Consider the following 15027-nt stretch of genomic DNA (forward strand, 5'->3'; position numbering starts at 1 on the left):
AAAGTGATTGCTTCACCACAACTACAAGACGAAAATAATTTTAACCTGCAAGGCAAAATCGGTGTCCGCACACCGCAACAATCTGGCAGTGCATTTTTTACATGGGTACAACAACAGGATCAGTTTGATATTGAGCTGACCGGTATCCTCGGCGTAGGTAAAACCCAGATTGAAGGCAAACCTGGTCAAGTCACCTTAAATAGCGCTAAAACAGGCTTGATTACGGCCGCAACACCAGAAGAATTACTAGAAAAAGCAACCGGTTGGCAAGCGCCGATTATGCATCTTGCCTACTGGATACAAGCCAAACCCGCAACCCAGAATGCTCAGGTGAGTAAAGATGAGCAAAATCGTCTTAAACAGCTAGTTGAAGATGGCTGGACTGTAGATTTCAGTTATAACGATGCACAAACGCTTCCGAATAAGCTTTTGTTGAAGCAAGCTCTTGCAGACGGTAAAGAAAACCGTATTACAATGGTGATTCAAAACCGATAATTTTTTAGATTATTTTTTATGATTAGAGTGCCTTCCCCCGCCAAGCTGAATTTGTTTCTGCATATCACCGGTCGTCGTGACAATGGTTATCATGAATTACAGACCATTTTTCAGTTGATTGATTTATACGACTGGATGACTTTTGAACCGCATGCAGAAGAAAATATTCAGATTGAAGGTCTGGCAGAAGTACAACTCGAACAGAATTTAATCTATCGCGCTGCACAGCTCTTACGTTCGCATGCCAAAAAACTATGTGGGCTGAATATCCGGATTGAAAAAAATATTCCGATGGGTGCTGGGCTGGGTGGTGGTTCGTCCAATGCCGCGACCACCCTGATTGTGCTGAACCAGCTCTGGCAATGTGGCTTAAACGAGCAACAACTCGCCGACTATGGTGTACAGCTGGGTGCGGATGTTCCGATCTTTGTTTTTGGCCGCAATGCTTGGGCTGAAGGCATCGGTGAACATTTATCATTCATAGACTTAGCTCAAAAAAAATTCATAATCCTGAAACCTGACTGTTTTATCAGCACTCAACAGCTTTTTTCGCAAAAAACATTGACAAGAGACTCTAAGATCACTAAATTTTGCGCCTATCAGATAGAACCTTCTAATTTTGGAAATAACTTTGAACCTCTGGCTCGACAGTTATACCCTGAAGTAGAAGAAGCAATGCAGTATTTAGATCAGTTTGGTCGAGCAAAGCTTACAGGTACAGGTGCTTGTGTTTTTATTGAAGTAACCGGTGAAATGGATACAGCGCAAATTTTGCAAAACTCGCCTTGTAAATCTTACTTGGTCAACAGTTTAGTAGAGTCTCCGTTAAGACATTTCTCAGTTACACGTTAGGGGCGTCGCCAAGTGGTAAGGCACCGGGTTTTGATCTCGGCATCCGTTGGTTCGAATCCAGCCGCCCCTGCCAATTTTCACCTGTAGATGTATATGTAATAGGGGCGTCGCCAAGTGGTAAGGCACCGGGTTTTGATCTCGGCATCCGTTGGTTCGAATCCAGCCGCCCCTGCCATTACATATCATCGAATTTAGGGGCGTCGCCAAGTGGTAAGGCACCGGGTTTTGATCTCGGCATCCGTTGGTTCGAATCCAGCCGCCCCTGCCATATCTTTAGACAGACTTGTTTTGTATCGATATTTGCTCAAATATATTGACATTGTCCTATAAAACGATTAAAGTTCTGCCGCATTAGGGGCGTCGCCAAGTGGTAAGGCACCGGGTTTTGATCTCGGCATCCGTTGGTTCGAATCCAGCCGCCCCTGCCATATAATAGATTGTTTCCAAATTACCCGTTGGAAAAATTAAAAATTTTTCCCTTGCGCTCGGTCGAAGCATAGCTTCGCTTAACCCTCGCTCAGGTGCTTCATGCCCAATCTTGTCGTTTTTAGTGGAAGTGCTCATCCACAGTTCGCCCAAAAAGTCGTAAGCCATTTACATATCCCACTCGGTGCTGCTTCTGTAAGTAAGTTCTCTGATGGGGAAATTTCAGTTGAAATTACTGAAAATGTTCGTGGTAAAGACGTTTTTATCGTCCAATCTACTTGTGCCCCAACCAATGATAACCTGATGGAAATCTTGGTGATGGCTGATGCTTTGCGTCGCGCAAGTGCTGGTCGTATCACTGCCGTCATTCCTTACTTCGGTTATGCCCGTCAGGATCGTCGTCCACGTTCTGCACGTGTACCGATCACTGCCAAAGTTGTTGCAGACATGCTGACAACTGTAGGTATTGACCGTGTAGTCATGATTGACTTACACGCAGACCAAATTCAAGGCTTCTTTGATATCCCGGTTGACAACATTTACGGTACGCCAGCGCTATTGGCTGACTTACGTCAACAACAACATCATAACCTCGTGGTGGTTTCACCTGACGTTGGTGGTGTTGTTCGTGCCCGTGCTGTTGCCAAGCAAATGGGTGATATCGATTTAGCCATCATTGATAAACGTCGCCAAAAAGCAAATGAATCACAAGTGATGCATTTGATTGGTGATGTAAAAGATCGTGATTGTGTCATCGTTGATGATATGGTCGATACAGCAGGTACGCTTTGCAAAGCTGCCGATGCACTAAAACAATTTGGTGCTCGTCGTGTTGTTGCTTATGCAACCCACCCTGTTTTATCTGGCAAAGCCATTGATAACCTTCGTAATTCTGTGATTGATGAACTGGTTGTTACGGACACCATTCCACTTTCAGATGAAGCCTTGAGCCTCGGCAAAATTCGCCAGGTTTCGGTTGCGAGCATGGTTGCTGAAACAATTCGTCGTATTAACAACGAAGAATCTATTAGCGCAATGTTCGATAGTTATCTATAATAGCCCAGCTTTTTTTCTTAAACCCTAGCTCGCTAGGGTTTTTCTATCACTAAACTGGTCGCAAGTTTAGTTCATTAAACTCCATTGAGGATATGCCCATGGCAAACTTCGTATTAAACGCTCAAGCACGTGAAGTCGCACAACAAGGGAAAGGTTCGAGCCGCCGCCTTCGTCACACTTCACAAATTCCAGCAATCATCTACGGTGGTAGCGCTGAGCCTGTAGCAATCACTTTAGAGCTTCGCGAAATCGTTAAAGCTTTAGAAAACAATGCTTTCTTCGAAGAAGTGATCGAAATCAAAATCGGTGACAAAGTTGAAAACGTTAAAATCCAAGCGTTACAACGTCACCCAGCGAAAAACACACCTATGCACGCTGACTTCAAACGCGCATAAGTGTTAAAGGCGTAAATTAGTGTCAAATATTTCGCTAATTGTCGGTTTGGGCAATCCTGGAAAGGAATATGCCCAAACCCGCCATAATGCAGGCTTCTGGTTCGTTGAACAGCTTGCAGACCGTTATGGCATTTCCCTAAAAGCTGATCCTAAATTTCATGGATACAGCGGTCGTGGTCAAATTGAAGGTCGCGACGTACGTCTCTTACTTCCCACCACTTTTATGAACCGTTCTGGTCAAAGTGTTGTCCCTTTTGCCAAATTTTATCAGGTTGCACCAGAAGCAATTTTAATTGCCCATGATGAACTGGATATGGACCCTGGCATCATCCGTTTAAAAACAGGTGGCGGACACGGCGGACATAATGGTCTTCGTGATATCGTCCCGCATATCGGTGCAAATTTCCATCGCTTACGTATTGGCATTGGACATCCAGGTTCAAAAGAACGTGTTTCTGGTCATGTGCTCGGCAAAGCGCCTAGTAGTGAACAAGCTCTAATGGATGCAGCCATTGATCATGCCTTATCGAAAGTGAAAATGCTTGTTGACGGACAAGTATCACAGGCAATGAATCAAATTAATGCTTACAAACCCGCTTAAACTGAATTGTTGATCAATCACGCTTGCCATATTGCATTTTTAGGCGCAAAATGCGCATCAAACCGCCCCTAGCCCGCGGAAAACGTGACAAGTCAACCATAAGATAATCATCTTAGGTCTTACTCAGGAGACGCTAGCCATGCTATCTCGTTTATTAAAATGTAAAATTCACCGTGCAGTTGTGACGCATGCAGAGCTTCATTATGAAGGTTCTTGTGCAATTGATGGCGTATTAATGGACTTGGCAGGAATTCGTGAATACGAAGAAATCCACGTATGGAACGTTACGAATGGCAAACGTTTCACCACTTATGCAATCCGTGGTGAAGACGATTCAGGCATTATCTCAGTCAATGGTGGCGCAGCCCATCAAGCTGATGTGGGTGATTTAGTGATTATCGCAACCTTCGGTGATTTTACTGAAGTTGAAGCCAATCTTCACAAACCACGTCTGGTGTATGCAAACCCGGACAATACCGTGAATCACACCGCAAACTGTATTCCGGTACAAATTGCATAAAGCATAAAAGATTCCTAAAAAGCCATGTGCCGCGAATGAAGCTGCTCATGGCTTTTTTATTGCCACCCCAAACCGTCCTCCCCTATTCGCATAAAAGCTATCCTACTTCAATTCAAGCCTGATTTTACGCAAACAGACTTGAAAAACATCGCCTAGCTTTGTTTAATAAACAGACAATAACGATAATTTGATCAATATGGATATGCTTAATATTCTCAGCAAAGTCAGCCTCTTTGCTGAATTGGATGGTTCAACACTTGAGAGCTTGATTCCCGCTTGCCATATTCGTCATCTACAAACCGGACAAACTCTGTACTGTGCCCATGATATTGCCGATCATGTTTATATTGTGATTTATGGGCGGGTCAAGCTCACCACCACAACGGGAGTATTGACCTACTATGGCCGTCATGAACTGGTTGGCGAAACCGGTGTGATTTCCAATCAGCCACATCATTGCACAGTCAATGCAGTTCGGGACACTGCTCTCATTGGCATTCCACAACAACAATTTCTGGATTTCATCCATCAGCACCCCAAAGTCCTGTTCGCTTTATCCCGGCTGATCATTCATCGCTCGCAATCCGAACAGCAGCATAGTCATGCCATGGGCAGTAGCCGAACGCTCTCTGTTATTCCTGTCTCAGCCCATATCCCTGCCACCCATTTGGCAGAAAAACTGACTGAACATTTACAGCGCTGGCCGCATGTTCGCTTGGTGTCTGCAGCACATGTCGATGCCCTGTTTGGGGCTGGTTTTAGTCAAACTCCACTAGACTATAGTGCTGAAGATTTACAGCTCAGACAGTGGCTTGCCAGCCTGGAAGAAAAACATTGCTATGTCCTGTATGCTGCCGATAATAGTGAAGATGAATGGTCAAAACGCTGTTTACATCAGGCAGACCGGATTCTGATTCTGGCAGAAGCCAATCAGACCCCGACACGAACTCCACTCTCGCATGTGCTCAGTCAACATGACTGGCAAAGTCCGATCGAACTGGTTTTGCTGCGTTCCGAAGGTGATCCTTCTCCCCATACCCTATTATGGAAACAACTTTATCATGCCCGCGCCCACTATTTTGTCCATCCTTGGGCGCAAAATGACATCTGTGCGGTAGCACGTCAGATTTCCAGTCAGGGGGTCGGGTTGGTGCTGGGTGGTGGCGGTGCACGCGGATTCGCGCATATCGGTTTGATTCGCGCCCTGGAACAGCTACATATCCCGATTGATATTGTCGGTGGAACCAGTATGGGGGCATTTGTTGCGGCGCTGGTGGCATGTGGTTTTGATAGTGTCGAGATGACCCATATCGCCTATGAGACTTTTGTGGCACGTAACTATCTGAATGATTACACCATGCCGCGGGTTTCCCTGATTCGGGGACAGCGTTTCCATAGTCGCCTGCATGCCATCTTTGGGCAACGGCGGATTGAAGAACTCAGACAGACCTATTACTGTATCTCCACCAATCTGACCACCGGACAGGCAGTCATTCATGATCAGGGGGAACTTGCCACCTGGGTTGGCACCAGTATGAGTGTGCCAGGCGTTGCACCCCCTGTGGCCTGGCATGAAAACCTGCTCTGCGATGGCGGTGTGATCAATAACCTGCCCACCGATGTCATGCAAAATCTGGAAAGAGGCACCATTATTGCCAGCAATGTCAGCTTGCATGATGATATTCGCGTTCCCGGTATCGGACTGGAAGAACCCGATCAGAGTGCCCTGCTCAACTGGAATAAAATTATCAAAGATAAGCTGTTACACGCACCACGACTGGCTGAGATCCTGATGCGTACTGCGACCCTTGCCAGCGATACCATGATTCAAAGTGCAGCGATTGAACGGGCGAATTTACACATTCGTATGCCGATTGAAGGAATTGGCATGTTTGACTGGCATAAACTGGATGAACTGGTCGAACGCGGATATGAACATGCGCTCGAAATGCTATTGCCTATTCGGGATACACTTCCCTCATCTTGAATTTAGCTTCCCGATCCGGTCATAGCGGACTGAATCTGGTAACGCTCAAGCAATGTATCTAAATATTGATAGGTTTCAGGATCTAGCTGCTGCATATAGCCATCAAGGATTCGATGGCACTCCTGCTGCTTTGCAACGGGCATGCGCCGCATGATATCAAATGTCACTTCCCACTGGGAACGCAACAACGAAGCATAGGCAATATGGTGCAGGACCTGCTCATCAATTTGTGCAATCGCGCAGGCGACCACGTCTCTGGCCTCATCTTGCATATAATTGACAATCACCAGCATATCCGTCCATAAATCACAACGGTCAGCCGCCTCGACGATACTCTGGATAATCTCGACCCGTCTTAAGGCCGGCAAATTAGCAACGAAATGCTGGGCTTGTGCTGACAGGCAAGCCACCACCGGTAGCATATCTTCCCACAACTGATCTTCTTGCGCAGCCTGAATAATCGCATTGATCACAGGCTCACCTTGCAGAACCGCCAGATCACCCAGCTCCTGCTTCAACCCATAACTGATGTAACTCATCAAGGCCAAAACTTTTGGCCAGATGAGACGCTGTGCCGGATCGCCAATAATCAATAACGCTTTCTCGATCCGCTGTTTCGGTAAGACATGCACCAGATGGTCAATTTGCTCGCGTGACTCAATAAAAAATGCAATTTCCAGCAAGTCACTTTCACTCTCGACCACTTGCGCCACATCTTGTAATACCGCATCGGACAGCATACTGACGAAACGCCCCATGGTGACAAAGTCACGTTGTTCCAGTAGAACTCGGGTAATCTCCGTAATCTGATGCGTGGTGAGATAGCCCAACAATTCTCTTGCCAAGCGTGGGTCGAGATACACTGAGATAGCAGCTACAGTTTTGGCAGGTAAATGCTTTACGATGCGATAAGAACTTTCTGTCGATAAATACACGGCAATTTGTGCCACGATAAACGGCTCTAAGCAGTGTTTGACCATAAAAACACTGATCCAGCGCGGCAACCAGCTTACCCAGGCAGCCAAATAACGGAAGCGTTTTTTCTGCTGATTTTGTAATCGTTCTAATATCGCAAAACGGAATTGTCTTAAATTTTCTGGCGCCAAAGGCTGCAGAAAGGCTAATTCCGCTTCGGTGACCTTCAAGATACGCGCCAATTTGATTATCTCTGCCTGTACCGCGAGTCGAGTCATAAGCTTGCCCCCTAGGCTTTATCTCGGAACAGCCAACGTAGAAAAAAAGGAGTTTGATACAAACTCTGATTCATTTTCTGATCTTCATGTTCTAGGGTATGTTGTAATTGTTGGTTGAGCCAGGCCAACTCCTGCGGGCTTAATTGAGAAAATGCCTTCAGGCTCATGACAGGCCGATGTAATTGTTGTGCTAGCTGTTCCAGCTCGATTTTATCTGTCTTTTCCATGATAGAAGCTACTCCAGATTATTGTTGTTTTATCTTTTCAGTCTATGCTCAATTGAAATGGATTACCAGTTGCACTGATCATGATAGAAAGTAGCGTCAAGTCTCAGCAGTTTTCTTCATTTTTATAGAACGATACATTCTATAAAAAGTTGCCTTTTCACTTAAAAATCTGGCTATAATCGACGTACATCGCTTCAGGGCGGGGTGAAATTCCCCACCGGTGGTAAGTTAGGCAACACAATCAAATGACCTAACCAGCCCACGAGCCTGTATATATTTTTATATACTCGCAGATTTGGTGAGATGCCAAAGCCGACGGTATAGTCCGGATGAAAGAAGACGAAACCACTGAAACACGCTTTTGCGTTGTTTTGGTGTACGCTTATTTTTTACATCAGTCCTGAAATGTTCAACCGTATCCTATTTACGAGAGCGTTTCATTATGTCTAGTTTAATTCAACCCGAACTTTTCTTCTCAGCCCTTTCCCCTGCTGAACAACGTATTCAACAAGCTTTAGAAGATATCCGCCAAGGCAAACCTGTGTTGGTGATGGATGACTTTGACCGTGAAAACGAAGCTGACCTGATTATTGCTGCCGAAACACTGACTGTTGAAACCATGGCGCAAATGATCCGGGATGGTTCAGGTATTGTATGCCTATGTTTGACTGAAGCACTGGCAGATCATTTAGAACTTCCACCGATGGTCGTGGATAACTCAAGCCAGTTTAAAACTGCGTTTACCGTGACCATTGAAGCAGCACAAGGTGTAACCACAGGTGTATCGGCCAAAGACCGCGTCACCACCGTTTTGGCAGCCACCAAAGATGGGGCTGTGGCGAGTGATCTAAGCCGTCCAGGTCATGTGTTCCCTTTACGTGCACGCGAAGGCGGTGTTCTGACCCGTCGTGGTCACACCGAAGGTACGATTGATCTGGCGCGTTTGGCAGGTTTAAAACCATCTGGCGTATTATGTGAACTGACCAACCCGGATGGTTCTATGGCGTCTGGTATTCAAGTATTAGCTTATGCACAGACCCATGGCTTGACCGTGATTAGCATTGAAGAACTGGTTCAATACCGCTTAAAACATAATGTCTGATTAGACATAAAAAAGCCTCGATATTTCGAGGCTTTTTATTGCTTGGATTTTAAGAAACCTTACGTTCTGCATTCAGTTCAGCCACCGTTTCAATCAGCTGGCTAAATTGAGAAATTTGCGTTACCGGCTGTGCCTGAGCCAGTTCCTCTGCCCGACCATAACCATAATTAACCGCAATGGTTTCAATCCCGTTGGCACGCGCACCCATAATGTCATATTGGCGATCCCCCACCATGATACATTGCTGGGCATCGAGATGTTCTTGCTCAAGAATATAGGCAATCAAGTCCGCTTTATTAGTCCGCTCACCGGTCAGCTCACTACCATAGATGGCGGTAAAATATTGATCCAGCTTGAAATGAGCCAAAATTTGTTTGGCAAAGACCACGGGTTTGGCAGTAGCGAGAAATAGTCGATAACCTTCCGCCTGTAATTGCTGCAGTGTTTCTGCGACTGACGGATAAACTTCATTTTCGAATAGGCCTGTGACTGAGAACCGCTCACGGTAAGCCAGTAATGCCTGCTCAGCCAGTTCATCATCCTGAGTATTGAGTAATTTTGCCAAAGAAGCTTTTAAGGGTGGGCCAATGGTCCAGTCCAGATCCACGTCATCAGTCAAAGGTTGACCTAACTTTTGCAAAGCAAAACGAATTGAACCATGAATTCCTGTTTTAGGGTCAGTCAGCGTCCCATCTAAATCAATGAGAATATTTTTGATCGTCATTCGTTCAATCTCTTGCAGCCTTACACAACAGAGTCGAGAGTTTCTCGAAACTTCCCTATACTACCGTATATTGAAGACTAAAAGGAAATTGCAGTGCGTCCGACCGTGCTTTGTTTTTCAGGTTTAGATCCATCTGGCGGGGCTGGCTTACAGGCAGATATTGAAGCTATTGGACAAAGTGGTGCGCATGCTGCCATTGCCTGTACCGCATTAACCATCCAAAACTCACAACAAGTATTTGGCTTTGAAGCCACTTCAAAAGAATTGCTCCTTGCACAGGCCAATGCCGTGGTCGGTGACTTGCCGATTAAATGTGTAAAATCAGGCATGCTGGGCACAACCGATAATATTGCTGCACTGGCTGAATTCTTGCGCGCCCATCCAGATTATCTCTATGTCCTAGACCCTGTTTTAGTCGCAAATAGCGGCGGTTCATTGGGTGACCAAGCCACATTAGTCAAAGCCTTCGTGGAGTTGATTCCTTTAGCGACGCTAATCACGCCCAATACGGTTGAATTAAGAGCTTTAACAGGTCTGGAAGATATTGAACAAGCCACTCAAAAACTGTTTGAAATGGGTGCAAAAGCAGTATTGGTCAAAGGCGGCCATGAAGATACGCCTGATCATATCCGCAATGTGCTCTATGCAGATGGAAAAATGCTTGCAGAAAGCCGCTGTCCACGCTTAGAAGGTCAATATCACGGTTCAGGTTGCTCTTTGGCAAGCTTCATTGCAGGACGTTTGGCACTAGGTGATTCTTTAAAAATTGCCGTTCAACATGCCGAAACCTGGTTGTTTGGCGTACTGAAACAGGCAGAAACCCCTGTACCTAATGGGCAAAAGATTCCAAAACGCTTTTAAGCGCTGCAGAAACCGGTGGTTTTTTCAAAAAAACTTCATTAAAAAAGGCGCATCAAGCGCCTTTTTTAGTTCCATCAGATTACTGTGGAATACGTAAAACCTGTCCCGGGAAAATGTCATCGGCATTTTTAAGTAACGGGCGGTTCGCTTCAAAAATCTTGTTGTACTGGTTTGGATCACCATAATATTCTTTTGAAATCTTCGACAGGTTGTCGCCTGATTTCACGGTATAGAATTTACTTTCTGGTTCTGGTGTTTCCACAGTCATCTGATCATCCACTTTCGCAACATGATCTGTGTTTCCGACCGCCAATACGATCTTTTCTTTATCCGCCTGACTTTTTACCTGACCTTTAATTGTTGCGGTATCTGTACTGCCATTATAGGTCACAGACAAACCTTCAACCCCTAGACCCAAACTCTTAATCAAACCTAATAACTTATTTGCAATCTCTTGAGCTGATGGTTCAGCTGGTGTTGCTGGCGCAGCTTGTGGCTCTGCTGGTGCTGTATTTTTCTTACCGATACCTTTAACAAAATCAAAAAGACCCATTGTTATTACCTCTGTAATTATTAATCTCAAATCGTCAAAATAGACTTACTTTAGTTATACCGAAAAAAATAATCACTCGAGTTTCAATTTAAAGCGGTCTTGTAAATATATGTATATCCACTAAAACTCAGGATATTTTCTGCTCTTGTTCAATAGCCCATAAAAAAGCCACCTGACGGTGGCTTTTTTATCATGCAAGCTGATTAAGCAAGTTTCTTAGTTACGTAATCGATTGCAGATTGAACAGTTGTGATTTCATTTGAATCTTCATCTGGAATCGTGATGTCAAAATCGTTTTCGAAAGACATTACAAGTTCAACCAAATCTAAAGAGTCAGCACCTAAGTCATCCATGAAAGATGCTTCGTTTTTAATCTCTTCAGCACGCATACCTAATTGTTCAGCTACAGCTTGTTTGATGCGTTGTTCGATATCGCTCACAGGAATTCTCCTCATTGCTTGTGGCGTTTTAATTTGCCACTAGTTTAATTGAATATAAAAATTTTTAAAAGTTTATACATCGCCAGTTAGGCCATGTATAGACCACCATTTACGTGTAAAACTGTACCAGTAATGTAACTCGCCTTATCGCTGGCAAGGAAACTCACTGCATCAGCAATATCTTGAGGTTCGCCTAGACGATTTAAAGCTACTTGATCAGTCATTTTTTTACGAATCTCTTCGCTTAACTGATCAGTCATTTCAGTGGCAATGAAACCAGGTGCAACACTGTTCACTGTAATCTGACGGCTCCCCATCTCTTTTGCCAAGCTACGACTGAATGCTTCAATCCCTGCTTTCGCTGCCGAGTAGTTCGCTTGTCCAGGATTGGCAAAATGAGCAACCACTGAACTAATATTAATAATGCGGCCGAAACGTGCTTTGGTCATGCCTTTCAATACACGTTTAGATAAGCGGTATACTGCTTTCAGATGAATATTGAGAATGTCATCCCAGTCATCTTCCGACATACGCAGCAACAAATTATCTTTGGTAATGCCTGCATTGTTGACCAACACCAGCACCGAACCGTATTTTTGCTCGATGTCTGAAACCAGTGCATCAATCGCAGCACCATCACGCACATCGAGTACAGCACCTGCACCATGTTCAGCAAAGCTTTCTGTCAGCTTTTGCGCGCCTGCTTCAGAAGTTGCGGTGCCAACCACAAAAAAACCGTCTTGAATGAGTTGCTGTGCAATTGCAGCGCCAATACCGCGGCTTGCTCCTGTCACTAACGCAACTTTTCGTTGTTGTGTCATGCAATTTTTCCTTCTGCCACTAACACTGCGTTTAGGGCATCTTCCATACGTGCTTTGCTATCAATGGCAAATGCTTTTTCTATGTTCGGTAATCGCTTGGCAAGATTGCTGAGCACAGTCCCTGGTCCACATTCAACCATGTACTGGATTCCCTGATCTTGCAGATATTGCATGGTCCGTGTCCATTGAACCGACTGGTACAATTGGGCTGTTAAGGCCTGACGTAACTGCGCAACATCTGTCGCGATTTCCGCGTTGACATTTTGTATTACAGGAAGGCATGGTAGCTCAATGGCAGTTTGTTCCAAAGCTTCAGCAAACTTTTCTGCTGCCGGCTTCATCAAGGTACAATGTGAAGGCACTGAAACTGGCAATGCAATCGCTTTACCTGACTGCTCTTTTGCTTCAGCCATCACTTGCTGAACCAATGCAGCACTACCCGCAATCACAACCTGTCCCTGTGCATTGTAATTTGCAGCTTCAACAGAACCTTGACCCGCAGCAGAGACCTTTTCACAAAGTTCAACCACTTTGTCATCTGCCAAGCCAAGAATTGCTGCCATTGCGCCTTCGCCTTGAGGAACAGCGCTCTGCATTAATTGACCGCGTAAATGAACCAGTTTAACCGCATCAGCTAAAGTCATGGCTTCTGCTGCAACAAGCGCACTGTATTCCCCTAAAGAGTGCCCAGCAAGGTACTTTGGCACAATTCCACCCAGTTCTAACCACACACGCCATAAGGCAATACTTGCAGTTAATAACACAGGCTGGGTGTTTTCAGTCTGGTCTAAACCTTCACCGCTCTGGGCAATATGCCAAAGATCAAAACCAAGTGCTGCCGATGCTTCTGCAAATGTGTCTTGAACGACACTAAATTGCTCTGCAAGTTCAGCCAACATACCTGCTTTTTGTGAACCCTGACCAGGAAAAACAAATGCTGTTTTTGTTGCTTGAGCAGCCTGCTCAAGTCGCTTAGTCGACATATAAAAATCCTTAAAATGGTCTATCGCCAATTTCATCAACATGCATGATTCTACATGAGAATGACAACAGACTCTTTTCCGATGCGGCAATTTACCATTGATTAAATCGTTTTTTAATTGCGAAAAACAACAAAAAAGGGAGCTTTCGCTCCCATTTTTTCTATACTTTAAGCTAACGCTTAATGCATATGGTTCAATTATTCAGCATCAGCTGCTTTAGCGAATAATTGACGACCACGGTAGATACCATCTTTAGTCACGTGGTGACGACGATGAGTTTCACCCGTAGTTTGGTCTACAGATAATGCATTCTCGGTTAAAGCGTCATGTGAACGGCGCATGTCACGGCGAGAGCGACTTTTACGGTTTTGCTGAACGGCCATGATGGCTCCTTACAAAGATCGAAAAAATGGATCAGAAACAAATTCAGTTGTCTTAACTCAACATTATATCACAAATTATGAGTTAAGTTTACCCTTCAAACTTGCCAAAACATCAAACGGGTTATCCCGTTTCTCTTCGACAACGTCCTGAATGGCAGGTCGATGCTTATGCTCACAAACATCATGCTTGGGAGATAAAGGCATCAACAATAACAGTTCATCTTCTAGTAGTGCGAGCAAATCAATCGAAGCAGGTGTATCAAAATCACCTTTTTTCGAAGATTCGCTTTCACCTAAAACGATGAAATCAGCATCCTCATCCAAGCGCTCTATCAGTGACTCATCATCGATCAAGGCCAAATGAAAATCTGAAACAAGTTCAGTTTCAACAGTATCCAGACAACGCTGGCATTCCATTGGAACTCTCGTTTCAATACGTCCATCCAGCCATACAATGCGATGATATGCATCCATTGATAGCTTACAGTCTACGTTGATCAATCGATCATTAATTGATCCAACAGCTTCACGAGCGATACGAGCAAAGCGAGACAATGGCAGTGTGCCTGACCATGTAAAGCCCTGTTCAGCCCATTTAAACGGCTCAATCTGTGCCGGAAAGGTATTTGCTGACATAATTAAGGCGGCAATTCTACAAATTCATCGGTACTCTGTCAAAGATTAAGATACAATTTTGCACTTCTTTAGACAGAACTCGGGGTAAATTAAGCAATGCACCTGTTGCAGCCGCAACTTGAAGTAACAACTTCATTACTTGTAAGCACCCATTCAACCTCTGCTCCTGCATTAACGCCAGATCAAGTGCAACGCTCATCTTGGCAAAAGTTAACATCAGAACCAGAACAGGTCGATTGGCTTATTTTACACTTTAATCACTGGTTTTCCCACCATAATGTCACACTAGTTAAAGGTGATTTTGAACCAGAATATTTCCCGGCGGAAAATGGTCAGCCTGCAAGAATCCAGTTTGCCCATGGTTTCTTTAATAGTGCACTGCATGAAATTAGTCACTGGAGCATCTCGGGTGCACAGCGTCGCCTACTCCCGGATCTGGGATACTGGTATGCGCCAGATGGTCGAACTGCTGAACAGCAAGCCTTATTTGAGCAGGTTGAAATCAAGCCACAAGCCATTGAATGGTTGTTTGCAAAGGCTTTCGGCCGGAAATTCCGTGTCTCTTTAGATAACTTGACCGGCGATGGCGGCAATGGCCAGCAATTTAAAGATCATGTTTTTGCTCAGCTACAAGATTATTTTTCAGGTGAAGCCAAGTTACCACGCGATGCTGCGCATTTCATTCATTACATCTGTCTATGTAGCCGTCATGGCCGACCGTTACAACTCGATGAATTTAAACGTGAAGACCTTGATTAAAGGACAAAATTGT

General features: G+C 44.8%; 19 protein-coding genes, 4 tRNA genes and 1 riboswitch. Of the genes, 14 read left to right on the top strand and 9 right to left on the bottom strand.

Annotated features, from left to right (window positions below; translation table 11 throughout):
• From lolB to J699_RS03420, 11 genes are all read left to right on the top strand, one after another.
• The coding region (gene lolB, locus J699_RS03465) for a lipoprotein insertase outer membrane protein LolB (protein WP_032882956.1) at positions 1-495 on the top strand (495 nt) is incomplete at its 5' end.
• Between the two features lie 18 nt (positions 496-513).
• Positions 514-1347 (top strand): 4-(cytidine 5'-diphospho)-2-C-methyl-D-erythritol kinase, encoded by an 834-nt coding sequence (gene ispE / locus J699_RS03460; RefSeq protein ID WP_032867928.1) that lies wholly within the window; start codon positions 514-516, stop codon positions 1345-1347.
• A tRNA-Gln gene (locus J699_RS0218865) sits at positions 1346-1420 on the top strand. Before ispE ends, J699_RS0218865 begins: the two co-directional genes overlap by 2 nt.
• Before the next feature lie 27 nt (positions 1421-1447).
• Positions 1448-1522: transfer RNA gene (locus J699_RS03455), tRNA-Gln, on the top strand.
• Positions 1523-1540: 18 nt separating this feature from the next.
• Positions 1541-1615, top strand: a tRNA-Gln gene (locus tag J699_RS03450).
• 85 nt (positions 1616-1700) lie between these two features.
• Positions 1701-1775, top strand: a tRNA-Gln gene (locus J699_RS03445).
• Positions 1776-1875: 100 nt separating this feature from the next.
• Positions 1876-2829, top strand: a complete 954-nt coding sequence (locus J699_RS03440) for a ribose-phosphate pyrophosphokinase (protein ID WP_004770906.1) — start codon at positions 1876-1878, stop codon at positions 2827-2829.
• Between the two features lie 98 nt (positions 2830-2927).
• Entirely contained in the window at positions 2928-3224 is a 297-nt protein-coding gene (rplY, locus tag J699_RS03435; protein WP_032867930.1) for a 50S ribosomal protein L25, read from the top strand.
• A gap of 19 nt (positions 3225-3243) precedes the next feature.
• Entirely contained in the window at positions 3244-3825 is a 582-nt protein-coding gene (gene pth, locus J699_RS03430; RefSeq protein WP_005229025.1) for an aminoacyl-tRNA hydrolase, read from the top strand.
• Between the two features lie 139 nt (positions 3826-3964).
• The gene (gene panD / locus J699_RS03425; protein ID WP_004655255.1) at positions 3965-4345 is read left to right on the top strand and encodes an aspartate 1-decarboxylase; all 381 of its coding nucleotides are present in this window, start codon (positions 3965-3967) and stop codon (positions 4343-4345) included.
• A 196-nt stretch (positions 4346-4541) separates the two neighbouring features.
• On the top strand, positions 4542-6332 hold the full coding sequence (locus tag J699_RS03420) for a patatin-like phospholipase family protein (RefSeq protein ID WP_032867932.1): 1791 nt from the start codon (positions 4542-4544) through the stop codon (positions 6330-6332).
• 2 nt (positions 6333-6334) lie between these two features.
• On the opposite strand, the gene J699_RS03415 is transcribed toward J699_RS03420, so the two are convergent.
• Positions 6335-7525, bottom strand: coding sequence for a hypothetical protein (locus J699_RS03415; RefSeq protein ID WP_032867933.1), 1191 nt, complete (start codon positions 7523-7525; stop codon positions 6335-6337).
• An 11-nt stretch (positions 7526-7536) separates the two neighbouring features.
• Positions 7537-7752, bottom strand: coding sequence for a hypothetical protein (locus tag J699_RS03410; protein ID WP_032867934.1), 216 nt, complete (start codon positions 7750-7752; stop codon positions 7537-7539).
• Positions 7753-7939: 187 nt separating this feature from the next.
• A riboswitch (FMN riboswitch) is annotated at positions 7940-8097 on the top strand.
• Positions 8098-8194: 97 nt separating this feature from the next.
• On the opposite strand from J699_RS03410, the gene ribB reads away from it, so the two are divergent.
• A complete protein-coding gene (ribB, locus tag J699_RS03405) occupies positions 8195-8854 on the top strand; it encodes a 3,4-dihydroxy-2-butanone-4-phosphate synthase (RefSeq protein WP_004804956.1) in 660 nt (219 codons plus the stop codon).
• Positions 8855-8903: 49 nt separating this feature from the next.
• On the opposite strand, the gene J699_RS03400 is transcribed toward ribB, so the two are convergent.
• Positions 8904-9578, bottom strand: coding sequence for an HAD family hydrolase (locus J699_RS03400; protein WP_005283890.1), 675 nt, complete (start codon positions 9576-9578; stop codon positions 8904-8906).
• 93 nt (positions 9579-9671) lie between these two features.
• On the opposite strand from J699_RS03400, the gene J699_RS03395 reads away from it, so the two are divergent.
• A complete protein-coding gene (locus J699_RS03395) occupies positions 9672-10439 on the top strand; it encodes a hydroxymethylpyrimidine/phosphomethylpyrimidine kinase (protein WP_009507133.1) in 768 nt (255 codons plus the stop codon).
• Positions 10440-10518: 79 nt separating this feature from the next.
• Here the strand turns inward: J699_RS03395 and lysM are convergent, their stop codons facing one another.
• From lysM to J699_RS03365, 6 genes are all read right to left on the bottom strand, one after another.
• The gene (lysM, locus tag J699_RS03390; protein WP_005229019.1) at positions 10519-10992 is read right to left on the bottom strand and encodes a peptidoglycan-binding protein LysM; all 474 of its coding nucleotides are present in this window, start codon (positions 10990-10992) and stop codon (positions 10519-10521) included.
• Positions 10993-11195: 203 nt separating this feature from the next.
• Positions 11196-11432 (bottom strand): acyl carrier protein, encoded by a 237-nt coding sequence (acpP, locus tag J699_RS03385; protein WP_005229018.1) that lies wholly within the window; start codon positions 11430-11432, stop codon positions 11196-11198.
• A gap of 86 nt (positions 11433-11518) precedes the next feature.
• Positions 11519-12253, bottom strand: a complete 735-nt coding sequence (gene fabG / locus J699_RS03380) for a 3-oxoacyl-ACP reductase FabG (protein WP_005229017.1) — start codon at positions 12251-12253, stop codon at positions 11519-11521.
• Positions 12250-13236, bottom strand: a complete 987-nt coding sequence (fabD, locus tag J699_RS03375) for an ACP S-malonyltransferase (protein WP_005229016.1) — start codon at positions 13234-13236, stop codon at positions 12250-12252. The genes fabG and fabD overlap by 4 nt, the downstream gene beginning before the upstream one ends.
• Before the next feature lie 197 nt (positions 13237-13433).
• Positions 13434-13619 carry a 50S ribosomal protein L32 gene (gene rpmF / locus J699_RS03370; protein WP_004638135.1) on the bottom strand — a complete coding sequence of 62 codons (186 nt, stop codon included), beginning with the start codon at positions 13617-13619 and terminating at the stop codon, positions 13434-13436.
• 75 nt (positions 13620-13694) lie between these two features.
• Positions 13695-14255, bottom strand: a complete 561-nt coding sequence (locus tag J699_RS03365; RefSeq protein WP_032867935.1) for a YceD family protein — start codon at positions 14253-14255, stop codon at positions 13695-13697.
• 96 nt (positions 14256-14351) lie between these two features.
• Between J699_RS03365 and J699_RS03360 the strand changes: the two genes are divergently transcribed.
• Positions 14352-15014, top strand: coding sequence for an elongation factor P hydroxylase (locus J699_RS03360; protein WP_032867937.1), 663 nt, complete (start codon positions 14352-14354; stop codon positions 15012-15014).
• The last annotated feature ends 13 nt before the right edge of the window (positions 15015-15027 follow it).

The organism is Acinetobacter sp. 1000160, from assembly GCF_000588715.1.
Classification (GTDB): Bacteria; Pseudomonadota; Gammaproteobacteria; order Pseudomonadales; family Moraxellaceae; genus Acinetobacter; species Acinetobacter courvalinii.